We start from the raw sequence: 16,406 nt of genomic DNA, 5'->3' as shown, positions 1-16,406 counted from the left end.
TAAATCCTTGAGCGAAACTGAACTAGATTTTTGCAGTTCAGAAATGCTGAATACTCAGCTTGATCGTGGCGTGATAATCGCCCGCTTCCAGTGTATGTCCGCTACCGATGAGCGTCATGGAGTAATTGAGCATCAGGCTGTCGATGGAAAGTGCGCCATGCTCAAGTAACATGCCAGGTGAAACTAATTTCCCTTGGTTATCTTTGATTTGTAGTGCGATGCCTTTCGCGCCGCCTTGGATGCCGAAGTTTTTACCATAAGGTTGGCCTTCGAATGTAAGCGTGAAACGCTGAAATGGATCGGTTTTCTTGTTATGTTTTTCCGGTGTAATGCAGTCGCTGATATAGATGGTCAAGGATTGTTGGGAAGTGGTGTCACCGCTTAGCAATCCATTTAGTGCCAAGGGCTTGAACGCGATTGTCTGGCTGTCACCTCCAACACGAATGCTGCAGGCGCTATCGACGATGCTCCCAGCAATCTGCACCCGCCCCTTAAATGAGCCACCAGGAAGTGGCTCAGTGGCACTGGCGGGTTCGCTCAGCACGAACAGTAGCGCCAGTGGGATTAACCACAGTGCGGTAGTGTGATTCATTTAAAACTCCCCCATCTCCCCGCAGTACGCGGGTATTGCGTACTGCGGGGCACCTCAGTGACGAATGACGTTACTGATAAGCGAGGGTAAAGTTGGCGAAAGTCTCAAAGTCACCCGGTACGATCTCAGGCGCAGCCCCTTGGCCGACGGCTTTATCGCCCTGCAGATAGGCATTGAACTGCAGGTAGGTGTTGCCGTTGGATAGAGTCTGCGCAGGTGAAGCACTGCCGAGTTTGATCAGCGCGCCTGTGTGGTCGGCAATGGCCAGGCTTGCGCCTTGGGCTTGCCCTTTAAGCGCCAGCAGGTCGGGGTTGGACGCAGGCGAGCCAGTGAAGGTTGCAGTTGCGGACTTAAGGGCATCCAATTCACAGCCGCGCAATTCGATCTTGAAGGTAGTCGGGCTAGATTTGCCACCGTTTTTCAAGGCGACGCTGGCGATCTGATCCATGTCTACAGTCTGGTACTGAGACTCTTGAGCGATGGAGCACGGGGCATCAATAATAGCGCCTTTGAAGGTAATGACACCGTGCCCCTGATCTTGGGCAAAGCTGACAGCCGAAGTGGCTGCCAGTGCAACTGCCATAATTGCGCCAGCCAACGAACTAACTTTCATTTCATACTCCTAGATTGATAGTGAAGTGCTTGAAGGGACTCAATCGAACACTCTCTCCGCTCGGGTATCTGTGTACCGTTGAGCTGGGGTAAGCCTAGGGGGCGGAAGGGAAGAAGTGAGTAGGAAATTGCCTACGGAGGCATAGGAAATTTCCTACAGGAGCATTACAGCAATCACGGCGTCAATGCGTTGCGTTTGGCAAACTCCGCCAGGTCAACCAGTGACGTCGCACCCAGCTTTTGTAGCAGTCGTGTTTTGTAGGTGCTTACGGTTTTATTGCTAAGAAAGAGCATTTCGCCAATTTGTTTGTTGGAATACCCTTGGGCCAGGTATTGCAATACGGTCACTTCCCGGTCAGTCAGTGATTGAATCTGCTCCTGCTCCGTCAGTTGCTCGGAAGGATTGACACTGTCAAACGTCAGAGAGGGAAAGAAGGAATAGCCGGCATCCACTGACTTGATTGCTGTAATCAGGCTGCCCAGGTCCTCTTCCTTGTTGACGAAACCGCGTGCACCTAACTGGATACAGCGACGGCATACCGAATCGGCAGGTTGCGAAGTCAGGATAAGCACCTTGCTACGCACGTTTAGCGTTTTAATCTTGGTGATAACGGTAAACCCATCCAGTTTGGGAATACCAATATCGAGAATGACCACCTGCGGGTTGAGCTCGCGTACCAGCTGAACCGCATCCAGGCCATTGTCCGCTTCGCCCACCACGCGCATGCCGTGCTTTTCCAGCAGCACCCGGACTGCAAGTCGAATGACTGGATGATCGTCAACTATCAGAACGCTATGCATAGTGTGAATCTACCTTGAGAACGCGCTTGTTACGGAACGGTATCGATAAGCCACTAGCAGGTTATCACCATTAGCTGCGTAGGACAGAGCTGTACTTGCTTCGGAAATTTCCGATGGATGAGAGGAAATTTCCCATGGAGGTGTCAGATGCGAGCCTTGCAGACTGTGGCTCCTTCAATTGCGTGCGTGTAGACCTGCGATGCAAGACTTGACTGTTCTGGTGCTGGAGGATGAACCCTTCCAGCGCCTTGTCACCGTGACTGCACTGGAAAAAGTGTTGCCGGGGCCCATTCTGCAAGCGGCGGACGGCCACGAGGCCGTTGCTGTGCTGTCAGCCTGCGACGCGATAGACATTATTATCTGTGACTTGAAAATGGCTGGCATGGACGGCTTGGCGTTTCTTCGCCAAGCCAGTAGCAGCGGCAAAATTGGGGCTGTGGTGCTATGCAGCGAACTGGACCCGGCGCTGCGTCAGGCCACGGTCGCGATGATCCACTGTCTGGGCCTGACTTTCTTGGGCGACTTGGGTAAGCCTTTCAACCTGGAAGGTTTCAGCCAGGTGGTCAAACGCTATAGGGAACACTGCAGCGCCGCGCCTAAAGTGTTGTCGCCGGCAGAGCTCCCCACGTTGAACGATGTGCAGCAAGGCTTGGACAACGGAGAGTTCGAGGCCTATTACCAACCCAAATTTACCCTGCAGGGGCAGCAACTGGTTGGCGCAGAAGTGCTTGCACGCTGGACGCACCCTCAATGGGGGGTGCTGCCACCCGCACATTTTTTACCGGTGATGGAAGCGCACAACCTGATCAACCGCTTGTTCTGGCAGCTGTTCGAACAGGGCCTGTCTCTTCAGCAAAGGCTGGCAGCGCAGCGCCAGGGGATCGACCTGGCGTTCAACTTGCACCCGGCGCAGCTGGCGTGCGCCGCGTTGACTGAGCGCATCACCCTGCTGATCAAGCGGTCACAGGTGCCAGCGGCCAGCGTGACGTTCGAAATCACCGAGTCTGGTCTCATCAGTGCACCTGCCAGAAGTCTGGAAAACTTGGTGCGGCTGCGTATGCTCGGTTGTGGCCTGGCCATGGATGATTTTGGCGCCGGTTATTCTTCATTGGATAGACTAAGTGAACTGCCATTTAGTGAAATCAAGCTTGACCGGGCGTTCGTGCGCAAGATGCAAAACCAGCCCAAGAGCGCTGCGATTATCAGTTGCTCGGTGGCGCTGGCCCGGGCGTTAGGCATCTCGCTGGTTATCGAAGGTGTAGAGACCGTCGAGCAACAGGCTCACCTGATTGAGTTGGGCGCCACCCTTGCCCAAGGGTTTTTGTTCGCCCGGCCGATGCCGGAAAGCCACTTCATCGACTTCTGCATGCAGCGCAGGTTGTGAGGCAGGTCCTCATGAACGAGCGACGGCAACCACTTTGAACTATTATTGCGCCGCCACTGGCGGCGATCCCCAGGCTCCTTCGGTTTCTATCTCGCATGCATTTACGTTCTTTCTGCCTGTCCATCGGCCTACTGTTGAGCAGCGTTCCGCTGCTGGCTGCCACCCTGCCTTTGGCCCCGCAGGTGCTGTCCAGCCAGCTGCGTATCGATCGTCACGATATGGCGATCACGACTGAAGACTGGCATTGGCTGCGGCACAAGGCTGAGCTCAAGGTGGGTGTGTATGCAACCGAGTGCGCGCCGTTTTCAGTCTATGCCCAAGATAACCTGTACGAAGGCATCAGCGCCGATGCAACCGCTCTGGTCGCTCAACTCTTGGGCTTGCAGGTGAAGGTCGTTCCCTTTGCCAATGAGCAGGACGCGCGCAAGGCATTACAGGCCGGTAGTGTCGATGTCATCAGTATTCACGGCAGTACAGAGCCTCGCCCCGACCTGCTGCTGAGCATTCCCTACGCCAGGGACCGGCTGGCGGTGTTCAAACGCAGTGCCGAACCCCGGCATTCACCCCCTGATCTTGCCGGCTTGCGTGTTGCGATCACCCACGAGCATAGCGCCGAGCTCAAACACCGCTACCCGCGGGCCGTTTTCAGGGTGTACGCCGACCATGAAAAAGCGATTGCCGCTGCCGCCTTTGGGCAGGCGGATGTTTACTTGGACGACCTGTACAGCGCCTATTACCTAATCAATCGTTCGTTCTACAACTTTGTCCGTTTTGAGCGTTTCTCGGATGTTCGCGGAGGCGACTACAGTTATGCGCTGAAGGTCGACAACACGCGTATGCAACGGCTTCTCAATGTCGCCCTCACATCCATCGGCGAAGATCAGTTGCGCAATTTGGCCAAGCGATGGGTGGGCAACAGCTTCATCCCCAGTGAAGACCCCATTAGCCTCACCGTAGAGCAAACACGCTGGATACAGCGGCATCCGGTGGTACGCCTGGTGATCAATGATGACCTGGCCCCGGGCGCCTATTTCGATGCTAGCGGGGTGTTTTCAGGCGGCATCGCCGATGTTCTTGAAGTGATCACGCTAAGTACCGGCCTGCATTTTGAAGTGGTTTCCCGCAGTGGTGGCTTCCCCCAGATTATCGACGCGGTGCAGCAGGGCAAGGCTGATCTGGCACTGATGACGGCAAGCTCCGAGCGCGAGGAATACCTGCGCTTTTCCCGGCCACTGCTCAACAGTCCCTTTGTATTGCTCAGCAACATTGACCAGCAAGGCAAGCTGGGCAATCTGATCGACAAGCGTGTGGCGGTACCAACAGGTCATGTGGCCATCGAAAAACTGCGCGAGCGTTACCCCGAAGCCAGGGTGGTTGAGGCGGGTGGCTCGCTGGATTCGATGAATCTGCTCTACGAAGGCGATGCGGATGCCGCCATGGTGTCCTTACCCGCTGCTCGCTATTACATCGAGCGTTTATTTCGAGACAAACTGGCCATCAACCAGATACTGGATGTTGGGCCGGCGACGGTCAATTTCGCCATGCGTCGTAGTGACGTAGAGCTGCAGTCGATCATCGATACGGTCTTGCAGAGCATTGCACCGGACGAGCTTAATGCGATTTCCAACCGCTGGCGTTCGCCACCGGGTATGAGCGGTCAGACCTGGGTAGATTATGAGCGGCTGATCACTGAAATTGTCGCCGCTGCCGCGCTGTTGCTGTTGTTGTCACTGGTGTGGGTGTTTTACCTGCGTAGGCAGATCAAAGCCCGGCTCAAGGCCGAGCGCATGCTCAACGATCAGTTGCAATTTATCGAGACCCTGACTGACTGCATGCCGCCACCGCTTTATGTCCGTGACACCAAGGGACGAATGCTGTCGTGCAACCGCAGCTATCTCAAAAGCGTTGGCTTGAGCGCTGATGAGGTGTTGCATAAAACGGTCCGGCAGTTACCGAAGGAGAATTTCGAAAGCCTCCCGGAGTTCTATCGTAATTACTCTCAGGCCATGCGCGACGGGCAGACAATCGAGTCGGTACATGCCGTGCGGCTCCAGGGCAAGGAAGCGTGGATCAACCACTGGGTGCAACCGTTTCAGGATTCCAAAGGGGTGACAAAGGGGGTCATCTGTGGCTGGCTGGATATTACCGAGCACCGCCAGTTGGTGGCGCAGTTACGCGAAGCGAAGGCCCATTCGGACGACGCTAGCCGCGCCAAGACCAGCTTCCTGGCCACCATGAGTCACGAAATCCGCACACCGATGAATGCCGTGATCGGCATCCTCGAGCTTGCACTCAAGCGCGCCGACAGCGAGCCAATCGACCGCGCCAGCATTGAGATCGCTCATACATCGGCAAAAAGCCTGCTGGAATTGATCGGCGATATCCTTGACATCGCCCGCATCGAGTCTGGACGCCTTAGCCTGTCGCTTAAACGTGCGAACTTACGTGTTTTGATTGAGTCAGTGGCGCGGGTGTTTGAAGGGCTGGCGCGTCAAAAGCGCCTAGAGCTTTTGCTCGATATCGATTCTAGCATCAACTGTGACGTACTGATCGACGCTCTACGTTTCAAACAGGTTCTTTCCAATCTGGTTAGCAACGCAATCAAATTCACCGAAGCGGGAACAGTCAAAATCAGCATCAGTGGTGTGTTGAGCGAAGCAAGCGTGCTAACTATCAAGCTCAGTGTCGAAGACACTGGCGTGGGTATCAGTTCTGAAGATCAACAACGATTGTTCCGTCCTTTTGTTCAGGCTCAACGAAACTCACATCAAAGCGAAGGCACTGGGCTGGGGCTAGTGATCAGTCGCTCGCTTTGCGAAATGATGGGCGGCCGAGTGAACCTGAGCAGCGCCGTCGGTAGAGGGACGCGCGTCGAAGTCGAGCTAGGCCTGCAGATACTTGAACCTGTTAATTTTACGCCAATAACTGCACTGCCGTTAATTCAACAGCCACGCTATCGTTTGCAAGTATTGATCGTCGATGATCATGAAGTCAATCGACAGGTACTGCGTCAGCAGCTGAACTTTCTGGGTCATGATGTCAGCGAGGCGGAAAACGGCCGGTCGGCTTTTGAACGCTGGTGTGAGCACGCTTTCGATATTGTCATTACCGATTGCCACATGCCGGTCATGAGCGGTGCCGAACTTACTCAGGCGATACGGCAGGTAGAGGAGGCTCAAGGGTTGGAGGCTTCCATAATCCTGGGTCTGACCGCTGATGCGCAATCGGAAGAGATAGAGCATTGTCTTAAAGTCGGTATGAATGACTGTCTAATTAAGCCGATTGCTTTGGATGAATTGGACGCTCGCTTGTTGCAGTGCTCTAAGAACGAAAGTCCTGCGATCGACTTGCAGTCTACGGAACGATTAGAGGCGAGGCCTGTTTCAACGAGCGTGGTCGACCTTGGGCCCTTGGAAATGTTGATCAGCAGCGAGCCTGAGAAGTTTAGACAGATTCTTGACGAGCTGATCAATAACAACCGCAAGGATTGTAAAGCTCTTGGTATCTTCATGCAGGAAGACCAATTCGAAAAGCTGGCGGAGCTGGCGCACCGAATCAAGGGCGCTGCAAGGGTGGTAAAAGCTGAGCAACTGGTTGAGTGTTGTCGTCAACTGGAGGTTTTGTGCCGTACACCGGAGATGTATCAGAGCCAGATCAGCGATGTCGTGGTAGAGGTACAGGCTGCTATTACAGCCCTGGAGCAGGCGCTTATGAGTTACAGATAGCGCTCAGGCGACAACCTTAGCCTTTTGGTGAGGCCGTGATCAGGCGTCTCTGTTGATAGTGCTTGCGATGGCAATTGCTCTACGCTGCCCAGCCTGTATACGTCTCAGTGTCCACAGACCCTCCGTCAAGAACGCTGCGAATATTTCGGTATTGTCGAGAAAGCGCGAGGCCTCGAACGGTTTGGTGTTGCTCAAAATCAGATCGAGACTCGCATAGCGTTGCCTTAATGTTTCATCATCCCCAGCTCAGCATCATCTAGCAGCGCCTTGGCCATCGCGCTCAGGTAATGCGAGGCCCAGATCAGCTTTTGATCACCATCCATCAATCCAGCCAAGGTCATGTCGCGTACGTAGCCCATCAATTCGGAAGCCTGTTCGCGGGCGCTTTGGCAGCAGATGCCGGGCTCGATGCGAAAGAGTGGGTGGGTTTGGTTTTCGCCTTGGTAGAACGTGGTTTTGCCGGCTGTAGTGGGCGGCTTGGGGGTGTCTGTAGTCATCATTGAACTCCCTGGAATGTTCAGTTCCTGGGCGTGCCTGTTCGCGGTTTTACCCGCGAACAGGCACGCCCAGGCGATGCATCACTTCAATGGTTTCAGTGCAGGGTGCGCGGCTCTGCCGGAGCATGCGGCTGCATCTGCAGTTGCATCAAGGCGGACTCCACCAGGCTTTGTACGGCTTCCATCTCGTGGATGACGGCTTGCATCACGATCGAGCTGGGCGAGGTGGGTTTGAGTTGCACGGACTGACGGGCTACGGACAGGGCGCAGAGGACGTACTCTGTGGATTGGATCAGGGTGTCCTGCAGGATTTGCGAGGCATCGAGGGAGTAGGGCGGATCGGGGACTATCTTGCGCATATACAGCTCCTTGAGTCAGGTGGAGCTGCCTGCTAACGCTGTCAAACGAATGGAGGCAGCTATACATGGGTTGACAGACCGGTGACCCAAGGAACCCGGCGCACACGAGTGTGCCCCATGTACAGCTGCCATTAAGCGCTGCAAGTGAGTTCTTAAGTCGGGACGGCCTGTCAAAGCCGGTCGCTACAGTGGCAACGACACGGCGAGACTAGAGCGCGACCCAAGCACTAGCAACAGTTTGAGCGGGTTGGGAGTATGTTTGGGAAATGGACTACAAGATAGGGGAAAAAACTGAAGGTTAGCTGTAGGGCGGAAGGCTAAGTTGCCGTCTTTTATCGTTCAGGGAATGAAGACTGGGCTGACCTGTTGGTTATGGTTTGCTGGATAGATCCTGGGGCCGCTTTGCGGCCCATCGCAGGGCAAGCCAGCTCCTACAGGGCCGCGCAAGCCTTGTAGGAAAACCCTCAGCGCATCGCCGCCAGCTTGATCCCGAACCCGACCAGGCACACCCCCGCCAACCGCTCGAACAGGTTGGTAATCCGCGGATTCGCGCGCATGCGTTCAGCCAGCTTGTGGGTCAACACCACCGCAATCAGCCCATACAGCAACGTCACCACCGCCACGGTCGCCGCCAGGAAGCCAAAGGTCACCAGCCCCTGGTGCTTCACCGGGTCGACGAACAGCGGGAAAAACGCCATGTAGAACATGATCGCCTTGGGGTTGAGCAAGGTGATCATCATGGTCTGGCGCAAGTAGTGGCCGTTGTCCATGCGGCTTGCACGCGGGGCGCCGCCGGGTTTGCTCAGCAGCATGCGCAGCCCCAGGTAGGCCAGGTACGCAGCGCCCGCCCACTGCACCACATGGAACGCGGCAGGGTAGGCGGCCAGCAGGGTGGCAACGCCGGCCACGGCCAGCCACAACAGCACCTGGTCACCCAGGATCACCCCGCAGGTCGCCGCCATGCCAGCCTTGATGCCGCCTTTGCCGGTCGCCGTGATCAAGGCAAAGTTGCCCGGGCCGGGGATGGCCAGGACGATGATGAAGGCGATGACGAACGCGCCGTAGTCGGTAACACCGAGCATGGGGAAACTCCTGTAAGCGTGCAGGTGTGAGGCAGAACGACAGACTATCTTCCGAGGCGGCCCGCTTTTCAACGGTCGGTTAATGCTGCGATAACGCGACGTATTGTTACATCGCGGCCCGCACGACTTGGATCCAATGCCTTGGTTCTGTATGATCCGGGCGCCATCAGCACGATGGCCGACGATTCATTTAAAGGACTTTGTATGAAAAAGCTGTTGAAAGCCACCGTTGCTGTTGCTGTCGTTTCGGGCGTTGCCCTGCTGTCCGGCTGCACTGGTCAAGTCTACAACCAGCAGAAAAACTGCTCGTACGACTACCTGTTCCACCCTTCGGTTTCCATCTCCAAGGTCATCGGTGGCTGCGGCCCAATCGATAAACTGCCTCAGCCGCAGTAATCTTGGCGATACCCTGATCGCGCCGCTTGCGACGTGATCCAAAGACCCCGGCCATGCAAGTGGCCGGGGTCTTTTGTTTTCCCCCTGGGACAACCTGCCGCCTTGACGCAAACCCCCTCAATTTGTTTGTGCTGGCAATTGGGTTACAATCGGAAAAACGTTTCAGCGGTGGCCGGTCAATTCGACCAACGGCTGAGCGTTCACTGTTTCTCTTGGCTGCTGACTCCAATGACCAATAACAAGCGCGCGCTGAAGGACAGAGAAATACAAGGCCCCGCCTAGGCCTTCCTTACGTGCTAACCATTGGAATCAATCAATGTTCAAGAAAGCTGGCAAGACCTTGCTGGGTCTGGCTGTCGCGGCGAGCGTCATGCAAGCGCACGCGGCAGAAACCAAGAAAGTCGACGTGCTGCTGGTCGGCGGCGGCATCATGAGTTCCACCCTGGCTGTCTGGCTGCACGAGCTGGAGCCGAGCTGGTCGATGGAAATGGTCGAGCGCCTGGACGGCGTCGCCGAAGAAAGCTCCAACGGCTGGAACAACGCCGGTACCGGCCACTCCGCGCTGGCCGAGCTGAACTACACCCCGGAAGACAAAGACGGCAACGTCAACATCACCAAGGCCATCGAAATCAACGAAGCCTTCCAGATCTCCCGCCAGTTCTGGTCGTGGCAGGTCCGCCAGGGTGTGTTGAAGAACCCGCATTCGTTCATCAACAGCACCCCGCACATGAGCTTCGTCTGGGGCGATGACAACATCAAGTTCCTCAAGAAGCGTTACGACGCGCTGCAGGCCAGCCCGTTGTTCCGCCCGATGCAGTACTCCGAGGACCACGCGCAGATCGCCAAGTGGGTCCCGCTGATGATGGAAGGGCGCGACCCTAACCAGAAGCTGGCCGTGACCTGGACACCGATCGGCACCGACGTCAACTTCGGCGAGATCACCCGCCAGTTCGTTGGCCACCTGAAGACCCAGGACAAGTTCGACCTGAAGCTGTCCAGCGAAGTGCAGGACATCACCCGTAACAAGGACGGCTCCTGGCACGTCGAGTACAAGAACCTGAAGGACGGTACCGAGTCGGCCACCGACGCCAAGTTCCTGTTCATCGGTGCCGGCGGCGGCGCGCTGAAGCTGCTGCAGAAGTCGGGTATCCCGGAGGCCAAGGAGTACGCCGGCTTCCCGGTGGGTGGTTCGTTCCTGGTGACCGAGAACCCGACCGTTGCCATGCAGCACATGGCCAAGGCCTACGGCATTGCCTCGACCGGCGCGCCGCCCATGTCGGTACCGCACCTGGATACCCGCGTGCTGGACGGCAAGCGCGTGATCCTGTTCGGGCCATTCGCCACGTTCTCGACCAAGTTCCTGAAAAACGGCTCGTACCTCGACCTGCTGGGCAGCACCACGCTGCACAACGTGTGGCCGATGACCAAGGTCGGTATCGAACAGTACCCGCTGGTCGAGTACCTCGCTGGCCAGCTGATGCTGTCTGACGACGACCGCTTCGAAGCGCTGCGCACCTACTTCCCTAACGCCAAGAAAGAAGACTGGCGCCTGTGGCAGGCCGGTCAGCGCGTGCAGATCATCAAGCGTGATGCCGAGAAGGGTGGCGTGCTGAAGCTGGGCACCGAAGTGGTGGCTTCCCAAGACCGCACCATCGCCGGCCTGCTGGGCGCCTCGCCAGGTGCTTCGACCGCGGCCCCGATCATGCTCAATGTGCTTGAGACCGTGTTCAAAGAGAAAGTGGCGACGCCAGAGTGGCAGGCCAAGATCAAAGAGATCGTGCCAAGCTACGGTACCAAGCTGAATGATTCGGCTGCGGCCACGCAGAAAGAGTGGAACTACACCGCTGAAGTGCTGCAGCTGGAGAAGCCGCCGGTGATCGACGCCAGCGTTGATTTCGGCAACGCGCCGAGCGAGCCGGTAGAAAGCAAGCCTGAGAACGACATGGCGCTGTAAGCCCCATTGTTGTAATCGAAAGCCACGGGGGTGACCTCGTGGCTTTTTTTTGGGTTCTTCACGCCATGTTGGGGAAGAATGGCTGCGATTTGTTCATCGGGAGATCGGGTGAGGGCGGCTAGGGGCCTGTCATGGGATGGGTGGAGGGGCGTATATCGAGCGCCGCCCGCGCGGCGCTTCGCGGGGCAAGTCGGATCGCCGCACCGCCGCTCCCACATCTGTTTCGGGCCAGTTATTCCTGAGGCATTGGCGCGCAGCCCCTTGGCGCCCGCCTCGATATCGCGTCGTACAAACAAGGGGGCGCGCGCCAATGCCACAGGCCTCACTGGCCCGAAACAGATGTGGGAGCGGGCTTGCCCCGCGAAGCGCCGCGCGGGCGGCGCTCGATTTCATAGCCGCTGAAACTGCTATGGCGAGCACACGGCATCACCGCTGACGCAAAACACACTCCAGCAACCCAGGGAACCGTTCGTCGAGCATTTCGCTGCGCAGCGAATTCATGTGGGTAGTGCCGACGTTGCGCGTGTGCACCAGTCCCGCATCGCGCAAGACGCGAAAATGGTGGGACATGCTCGACTTCGGCCGCCCGCCGTCAAGCTCGCCGCAGCTGGCCTCCGCCACGCCCGCCAGGTGGCGCACAATCTCCAGGCGCACGGGGTCGCTCAGGGCGTAAAGCAGGCGCTCGAGAATCAGGTCTTCAGGGTTGGGATGTTTGTAGGCTCGCATGGTCGACATGATAACGGGCCTTTCAATTATTGCCATAGTTCGATTATGATCGAACTATCGTATTCAGATAACCCGGGAGCTTCTCCATGTCCGCATTGTTCGAACCCTACACCCTCAAGGACGTCACCCTGCGCAACCGCATCGCCATTCCGCCGATGTGCCAGTACATGGCCGAGGACGGCATGATCAACGACTGGCACCACGTGCACCTGGCCAGCCTGGCCCGAGGTGGTGCCGGCCTGCTGGTGGTCGAAGCCACCGCTGTGGCGCCGGAAGGGCGCATCACCCCCGGTTGTGCCGGTATCTGGAGCGACGCCCACGCCCAAGCCTTCGTGCCGGTGGTGCAGGCGATCAAGGCCGCAGGCTCGGTGCCCGGCATCCAGATCGCCCACGCCGGGCGCAAGGCCAGCGCCAACCGCCCCTGGGAAGGTGACGACCACATCGCCGCCGACGACGCCCGTGGCTGGGACACCATCGCCCCGTCGGCCATTGCCTTCGGTGCTCACCTGCCGAAAGTGCCGCGCGAAATGACCCTGGGCGACATCGCCCGGGTCAAGCAAGACTTCGTCGACGCTGCACGCCGTGCGCGGGATGCGGGTTTTGAATGGATCGAACTGCACTTTGCCCACGGTTACCTGGGCCAGAGCTTCTTCTCCGAACACACCAACCAGCGCACCGACGCCTACGGTGGCAGCTTCGAGAACCGCAGCCGCTTCCTGCTGGAAACCCTGGCCGCGGTACGTGAGGTGTGGCCAGAAAACCTGCCGCTGACCGCGCGTTTCGGCGTGCTGGAATATGACGGTCGCGATGAGCAGACCCTGGAAGAATCCATCGAGTTGGCCCGCATGTTCAAAGCCGGTGGCCTGGACCTGCTGAGTGTCAGCGTCGGCTTCACCATCCCTGACGCCAACATCCCGTGGGGCCCGGCGTTCATGGGGCCGATTGCAGAGCGTGTACGCCGCGAGGCGGGCCTGCCGGTGACGTCGGCGTGGGGCTTTGGTACGCCGCAGCTGGCCGAAGGCGCGCTGAAAGCCAATCAGCTCGACCTGGTGTCGGTAGGGCGTGCGCACCTGGCTGATCCGCATTGGGCGTACTTTGCGGCCAAGGAGCTGGGCGTGGATAAAGCCTCGTGGACCTTGCCGGCGCCTTATGCGCACTGGCTTGAGCGTTATCGCTGAGTTGCTGATTATTCAGTAGCCTGGGCCGGCCTCTTCGCGGGGCAAGCCCGCTCCCACAGCTACTCCGCTGGCCTTGAGGTTGGCAGTTACCTGTGGGAGCGGGCTTGCCCCGCGAAGAGGCCGGCCCTGATCAAAACCGATCCAACCGATAGGCCTCCATCTGCGGCCCTTTTTCCTGGTCGGCAAGCCGCCCCACCCATTCGGCCGTCACGGCCGCCTGGGTCAGCCCCAGGTGCTGATGCCCGAATGCCAGCAACACCCGCCCATCACACACCCGGTCGATCACCGGCAATGAGTCCGGCAACGATGGCCTGAAGCCCATCCACGGCGTCGCGCCCTCGGCATCCAGGTCCTGCTTGAACAAACCCTGGCTCAGCCGATGCAGCTGCCATGCCCGCTGCATGCTCGGCGGCGCATCCAGCCCTGCGAATTCCACCGTGCCGGCCAGGCGCAAGCCGTCGGCCATCGGCGTCATGATGAACTTGCGCTCCAGTGAGGTCACGGCGAACGGCAGCCGTTGCTGCTCGCCAGGCAACATCAGGTGGTAGCCGCGCTCGGTATCCAGCGGCACCCGCTTGCCGGTGAGGGCTGCGGTAAGTGTTGCCGAGTGCGCGCCGCAACTGATCAGCACCTGGCGGGCGTTGAACGTGCCCTGGTCGCTGACCAGGCTGACCCCGCCGCCGTGCAGCTGCCCACCTTCGACCTGCGCCCGGACGAAGCGCACCCCACTGGCCCTGGCCGCTTCGAACAGTTCGCAGACCACGCGGTACGGGTCGATAAAATGCCCGGTAGCGGGGAAAAACAGCCCACCTAAAAGCGCTGGGCTCAACTGGGGCGCCGCTGCCTGCACCGCATCGGCCGACCACCAGTCGACCGGCACGGCCTGCTGTTGCATGCGCGCCTGCAAGGCCACGAGTGCTTGGCGCGACTCGCTGCGTTCGAACACCAGCAACGACCCCTCATCCTTGAACAGGTCGCTGCGCCCAATGGAGCCGAGCAACTGCTGCCACGCCGCCAGGCTGCCTTCGTTCAATGCACGGATACCGGCTACGCTGCGCTGGAACGGCGCCGGCCGCAGGTTGAGCAGCAGGCGGGTGAACCAGGGCATGGCCTTGGGCAGGTACTTCCAGTCCAGGCGCAGCGGGCCCATCGGGTCCATCAGCATGCTCGGCAGGCGCTTGAGGATCGACAGGTCGGCGATCGGGAATACCTGCTCGGTGGCCAGGTGCCCGGCATTGCCGTAGGAGGCGCCATGGCCGGGTTGCTCGCGGTCGATCAGCAGCACCCGGCGGCCCTGGCGGGCCAGTTGCAGGGCGCAGGCGACGCCGACGATGCCGGCGCCGACCACGGCGATATCGGTGTCGGCAGCGTTGAGTGGCTCGACCATGGCCTAGCCTTCCCGCTTGCCGTCGAGCAGCCGGCGCAGTTGCAGCGGGTTGCCGTGGCGCAAGGCCTCTGGCAGCAGGCCGTCAGGGAAGTCCTGGTAGCACACCGGGCGCAGGAAGCGCAGGATCGCCGCCGTTCCCACCGAGGTGGTGCGGGCATCGGAGGTGGCAGGGAACGGCCCGCCGTGGACCATCGCATCGCACACCTCGACCCCGGTAGGCCAGCCGTTGACCAGAATGCGCCCGGCTTTGCGTTCCAGGGTTGGCAGCAGCGCGCGGGCGCTGTCGAGGTCGGCCTCGTCCAGCTGCAGGGTGGCGGTCAGTTGGCCTTCCAGGTGCTCGGCGACCTGGCGGATCTGCGCGTCGCTATCGCATGCCACCACCAACGAGGCGGCGCCAAAGACTTCGGCCTGCAGCGCCGGGTCGGCCAGAAACGCGCTGGCCTGGGTCACGAACAAGTGGGCCTGGCACTGGTTAGGGCCCTGCGGCGGCTGGCCGCTGGCCGCGACCTCGGCCTTGCTGTTTTCGGCCAAGGCGCCGACGCCCGTTGCATAGGCGCTGAAAATACCGGGGGTGAGCATGGTCTGTGCCCCCGCGCGTTGCACCTGTGCGCTGGCGGCGGCGACAAAGCGTTGCAGCGCCGGCCCTTGGCGCGCTATCACCAGGCCAGGGTTGGTGCAGAACTGCCCGGCACCCTGGGTCAGCGAAGCGACGAAGCCTTGCGCCAGCGCCTCGCCACGGTTGTGCAGGGCGGCATCAAACAGGAACACCGGGTTGATCGAACTCATCTCGGCGTACACCGGGATGGGCTCCGGGCGTGCCTGGGCGGCCTGGCACAGGGCGATGCCACCGCTGCGCGAGCCGGTAAAGCCGACCGCCTTGATGCGCGGGTCGCTGACCAGCGCGATGCCCACTTCACGGCCCGCGCCGTACAACAGCGAGAACACGCCTTCGGGCAGGCCGCAGCGTTTCACGGCCTGTGCCAGTGCCTGGCCGACCAGCTCGCTGGTGCCTGGGTGGGCGCCGTGGGCCTTGACCACTACCGGGCAGCCAGCGGCCAGTGCCGAAGCGGTGTCGCCGCCGGCCACCGAGAAGGCCAGGGGGAAGTTGCTGGCACCAAACACCGCCACCGGGCCCAGGGCCACCTGGCGTTGGCGCAGGTCGGGGCGCGGCAAGGGCTGGCGCTCGGGCAGGGCGTTGTCGACGCGCACGTCCAGCCACTCGCCGGCACGTACCACGCGGGCGAAGGTGCGCAGTTGCGTGCAGGTGCGGCCGCGTTCGCCCTGGATGCGCGCCTTGGGCAGCCCGGTTTCGGCGACGGCGCGGTCGATCAGCGCATCACCCAGGGCCTCGATCTGTTCGGCGATGGTTTCGAGGAAGTGGGCCCGCTGTTCCAGCGAGGTTTCGCGGTATTCATCGAACGCTGCCCAGGCCAGTGCGCAAGCTTGGGCCACGTGCTCGCCGGTGCCGCCGGCATAGGCGGGCTCAAGGGCTTGGTCGGTGGCCGGGTCGATGGCGCGGATCGCTTCGCGGCTGCCGGTCACGGCGCGCTGGCCGATCAGCAGGTTGCCAGTCAGGGTCATGGAGCCTCCTTTGGAGTCAGATTCGGCTTACCCTGCGGGAAAGCGCCCAACCCTTTCGGGCTGCGCCTTCGCACAGAGAACAAGGGCATTCATTGTGGGAGCGGGCTTGCCCCGCGAAGCAGGCACCGCGGA

Annotated in this window: 14 protein-coding genes; 5 read left to right on the top strand and 9 right to left on the bottom strand. The window is 59.6% G+C overall.

The genetic code is table 11. The features are described from left to right. Positions 1 to 37: 37 nt before the first annotated feature. The 3 genes from LJX93_RS20100 to LJX93_RS20090 all read right to left on the bottom strand — a co-directional run bounded on the left by LJX93_RS20100 (position 38) and on the right by LJX93_RS20090 (position 2,005). Positions 38 to 592 carry a fimbrial protein gene (locus tag LJX93_RS20100; protein WP_227696322.1) on the bottom strand — a complete coding sequence of 185 codons (555 nt, stop codon included), beginning with the start codon at positions 590 to 592 and terminating at the stop codon, positions 38 to 40. Between the two features lie 70 nt (positions 593 to 662). Next, positions 663 to 1,205 (bottom strand): fimbrial protein, encoded by a 543-nt coding sequence (locus tag LJX93_RS20095; RefSeq protein WP_227696321.1) that lies wholly within the window; start codon positions 1,203 to 1,205, stop codon positions 663 to 665. A gap of 173 nt (positions 1,206 to 1,378) precedes the next feature. Further along, positions 1,379 to 2,005, bottom strand: a complete 627-nt coding sequence (locus LJX93_RS20090; RefSeq protein ID WP_227696320.1) for a response regulator transcription factor — start codon at positions 2,003 to 2,005, stop codon at positions 1,379 to 1,381. 199 nt (positions 2,006 to 2,204) lie between these two features. On the opposite strand from LJX93_RS20090, the gene LJX93_RS20085 reads away from it, so the two are divergent. After that, on the top strand, positions 2,205 to 3,389 hold the full coding sequence (locus tag LJX93_RS20085) for an EAL domain-containing protein (RefSeq protein WP_227696319.1): 1,185 nt from the start codon (positions 2,205 to 2,207) through the stop codon (positions 3,387 to 3,389). A 95-nt stretch (positions 3,390 to 3,484) separates the two neighbouring features. Then, a complete protein-coding gene (locus tag LJX93_RS20080; RefSeq protein ID WP_227696318.1) occupies positions 3,485 to 7,114 on the top strand; it encodes an ATP-binding protein in 3,630 nt (1,209 codons plus the stop codon). A gap of 224 nt (positions 7,115 to 7,338) precedes the next feature. Here LJX93_RS20080 and LJX93_RS20070 read toward each other — a convergent pair whose 3' ends face one another. The 3 genes from LJX93_RS20070 to LJX93_RS20060 all read right to left on the bottom strand — a co-directional run bounded on the left by LJX93_RS20070 (position 7,339) and on the right by LJX93_RS20060 (position 9,052). Beyond that, positions 7,339 to 7,611: a DUF3077 domain-containing protein gene (locus LJX93_RS20070; protein ID WP_033699807.1), complete on the bottom strand. Its 273-nt coding sequence runs from the start codon at positions 7,609 to 7,611 to the stop codon at positions 7,339 to 7,341. A gap of 95 nt (positions 7,612 to 7,706) precedes the next feature. Further along, positions 7,707 to 7,970 carry a hypothetical protein gene (locus LJX93_RS20065; RefSeq protein ID WP_033699806.1) on the bottom strand — a complete coding sequence of 88 codons (264 nt, stop codon included), beginning with the start codon at positions 7,968 to 7,970 and terminating at the stop codon, positions 7,707 to 7,709. A 464-nt stretch (positions 7,971 to 8,434) separates the two neighbouring features. Then, positions 8,435 to 9,052: a LysE family transporter gene (locus tag LJX93_RS20060; protein WP_227696317.1), complete on the bottom strand. Its 618-nt coding sequence runs from the start codon at positions 9,050 to 9,052 to the stop codon at positions 8,435 to 8,437. Positions 9,053 to 9,256: 204 nt separating this feature from the next. Between LJX93_RS20060 and LJX93_RS20055 the strand changes: the two genes are divergently transcribed. Continuing rightward, positions 9,257 to 9,448 carry a DUF4223 family protein gene (locus LJX93_RS20055; RefSeq protein WP_027594641.1) on the top strand — a complete coding sequence of 64 codons (192 nt, stop codon included), beginning with the start codon at positions 9,257 to 9,259 and terminating at the stop codon, positions 9,446 to 9,448. A gap of 316 nt (positions 9,449 to 9,764) precedes the next feature. Beyond that, on the top strand, positions 9,765 to 11,402 hold the full coding sequence (mqo, locus tag LJX93_RS20050) for a malate dehydrogenase (quinone) (RefSeq protein ID WP_033699799.1): 1,638 nt from the start codon (positions 9,765 to 9,767) through the stop codon (positions 11,400 to 11,402). 426 nt (positions 11,403 to 11,828) lie between these two features. Here the strand turns inward: mqo and LJX93_RS20045 are convergent, their stop codons facing one another. Continuing rightward, positions 11,829 to 12,164 (bottom strand): ArsR/SmtB family transcription factor, encoded by a 336-nt coding sequence (locus LJX93_RS20045; protein WP_033699797.1) that lies wholly within the window; start codon positions 12,162 to 12,164, stop codon positions 11,829 to 11,831. Positions 12,165 to 12,214: 50 nt separating this feature from the next. On the opposite strand from LJX93_RS20045, the gene xenA reads away from it, so the two are divergent. Further along, positions 12,215 to 13,306 carry a xenobiotic reductase XenA gene (gene xenA, locus LJX93_RS20040; RefSeq protein ID WP_033699795.1) on the top strand — a complete coding sequence of 364 codons (1,092 nt, stop codon included), beginning with the start codon at positions 12,215 to 12,217 and terminating at the stop codon, positions 13,304 to 13,306. A 130-nt stretch (positions 13,307 to 13,436) separates the two neighbouring features. Here the strand turns inward: xenA and LJX93_RS20035 are convergent, their stop codons facing one another. After that, positions 13,437 to 14,693 (bottom strand): NAD(P)/FAD-dependent oxidoreductase, encoded by a 1,257-nt coding sequence (locus tag LJX93_RS20035; protein WP_227696316.1) that lies wholly within the window; start codon positions 14,691 to 14,693, stop codon positions 13,437 to 13,439. 3 nt (positions 14,694 to 14,696) lie between these two features. Continuing rightward, a complete protein-coding gene (locus LJX93_RS20030) occupies positions 14,697 to 16,274 on the bottom strand; it encodes an aldehyde dehydrogenase (NADP(+)) (protein WP_227696315.1) in 1,578 nt (525 codons plus the stop codon). Positions 16,275 to 16,406: the final 132 nt, after the last annotated feature.

Source organism: Pseudomonas sp. HN2-3 (assembly GCF_020691745.1).
Lineage (GTDB): Bacteria > Pseudomonadota > Gammaproteobacteria > Pseudomonadales > Pseudomonadaceae > Aquipseudomonas > Aquipseudomonas capeferrum.
Note: the sequence above shows the minus strand (reverse complement) of the source record. Positions and strands in the feature narration are given on the sequence as shown.

Excerpts from the sequence above, each read along its gene's own strand:
- LJX93_RS20100 (WP_227696322.1), bottom strand. The coding sequence starts at position 592 with ATGAATCACACTACCGCACTGTGGTTAATCCCACTGGCGCTACTGTTC.
- LJX93_RS20095 (WP_227696321.1), bottom strand. The coding sequence starts at position 1,205 with ATGAAAGTTAGTTCGTTGGCTGGCGCAATTATGGCAGTTGCACTGGCA.
- LJX93_RS20090 (WP_227696320.1), bottom strand. The coding sequence starts at position 2,005 with ATGCATAGCGTTCTGATAGTTGACGATCATCCAGTCATTCGACTTGCA.
- LJX93_RS20085 (WP_227696319.1), top strand. The coding sequence starts at position 2,205 with ATGCAAGACTTGACTGTTCTGGTGCTGGAGGATGAACCCTTCCAGCGC.
- LJX93_RS20080 (WP_227696318.1), top strand. The coding sequence starts at position 3,485 with ATGCATTTACGTTCTTTCTGCCTGTCCATCGGCCTACTGTTGAGCAGC.
- LJX93_RS20070 (WP_033699807.1), bottom strand. The coding sequence starts at position 7,611 with ATGACTACAGACACCCCCAAGCCGCCCACTACAGCCGGCAAAACCACG.
- LJX93_RS20065 (WP_033699806.1), bottom strand. The coding sequence starts at position 7,970 with ATGCGCAAGATAGTCCCCGATCCGCCCTACTCCCTCGATGCCTCGCAA.
- LJX93_RS20060 (WP_227696317.1), bottom strand. The coding sequence starts at position 9,052 with ATGCTCGGTGTTACCGACTACGGCGCGTTCGTCATCGCCTTCATCATC.
- LJX93_RS20055 (WP_027594641.1), top strand. The coding sequence starts at position 9,257 with ATGAAAAAGCTGTTGAAAGCCACCGTTGCTGTTGCTGTCGTTTCGGGC.
- mqo (WP_033699799.1), top strand. The coding sequence starts at position 9,765 with ATGTTCAAGAAAGCTGGCAAGACCTTGCTGGGTCTGGCTGTCGCGGCG.
- LJX93_RS20045 (WP_033699797.1), bottom strand. The coding sequence starts at position 12,164 with ATGGCAATAATTGAAAGGCCCGTTATCATGTCGACCATGCGAGCCTAC.
- xenA (WP_033699795.1), top strand. The coding sequence starts at position 12,215 with ATGTCCGCATTGTTCGAACCCTACACCCTCAAGGACGTCACCCTGCGC.
- LJX93_RS20035 (WP_227696316.1), bottom strand. The coding sequence starts at position 14,693 with ATGGTCGAGCCACTCAACGCTGCCGACACCGATATCGCCGTGGTCGGC.
- LJX93_RS20030 (WP_227696315.1), bottom strand. The coding sequence starts at position 16,274 with ATGACCCTGACTGGCAACCTGCTGATCGGCCAGCGCGCCGTGACCGGC.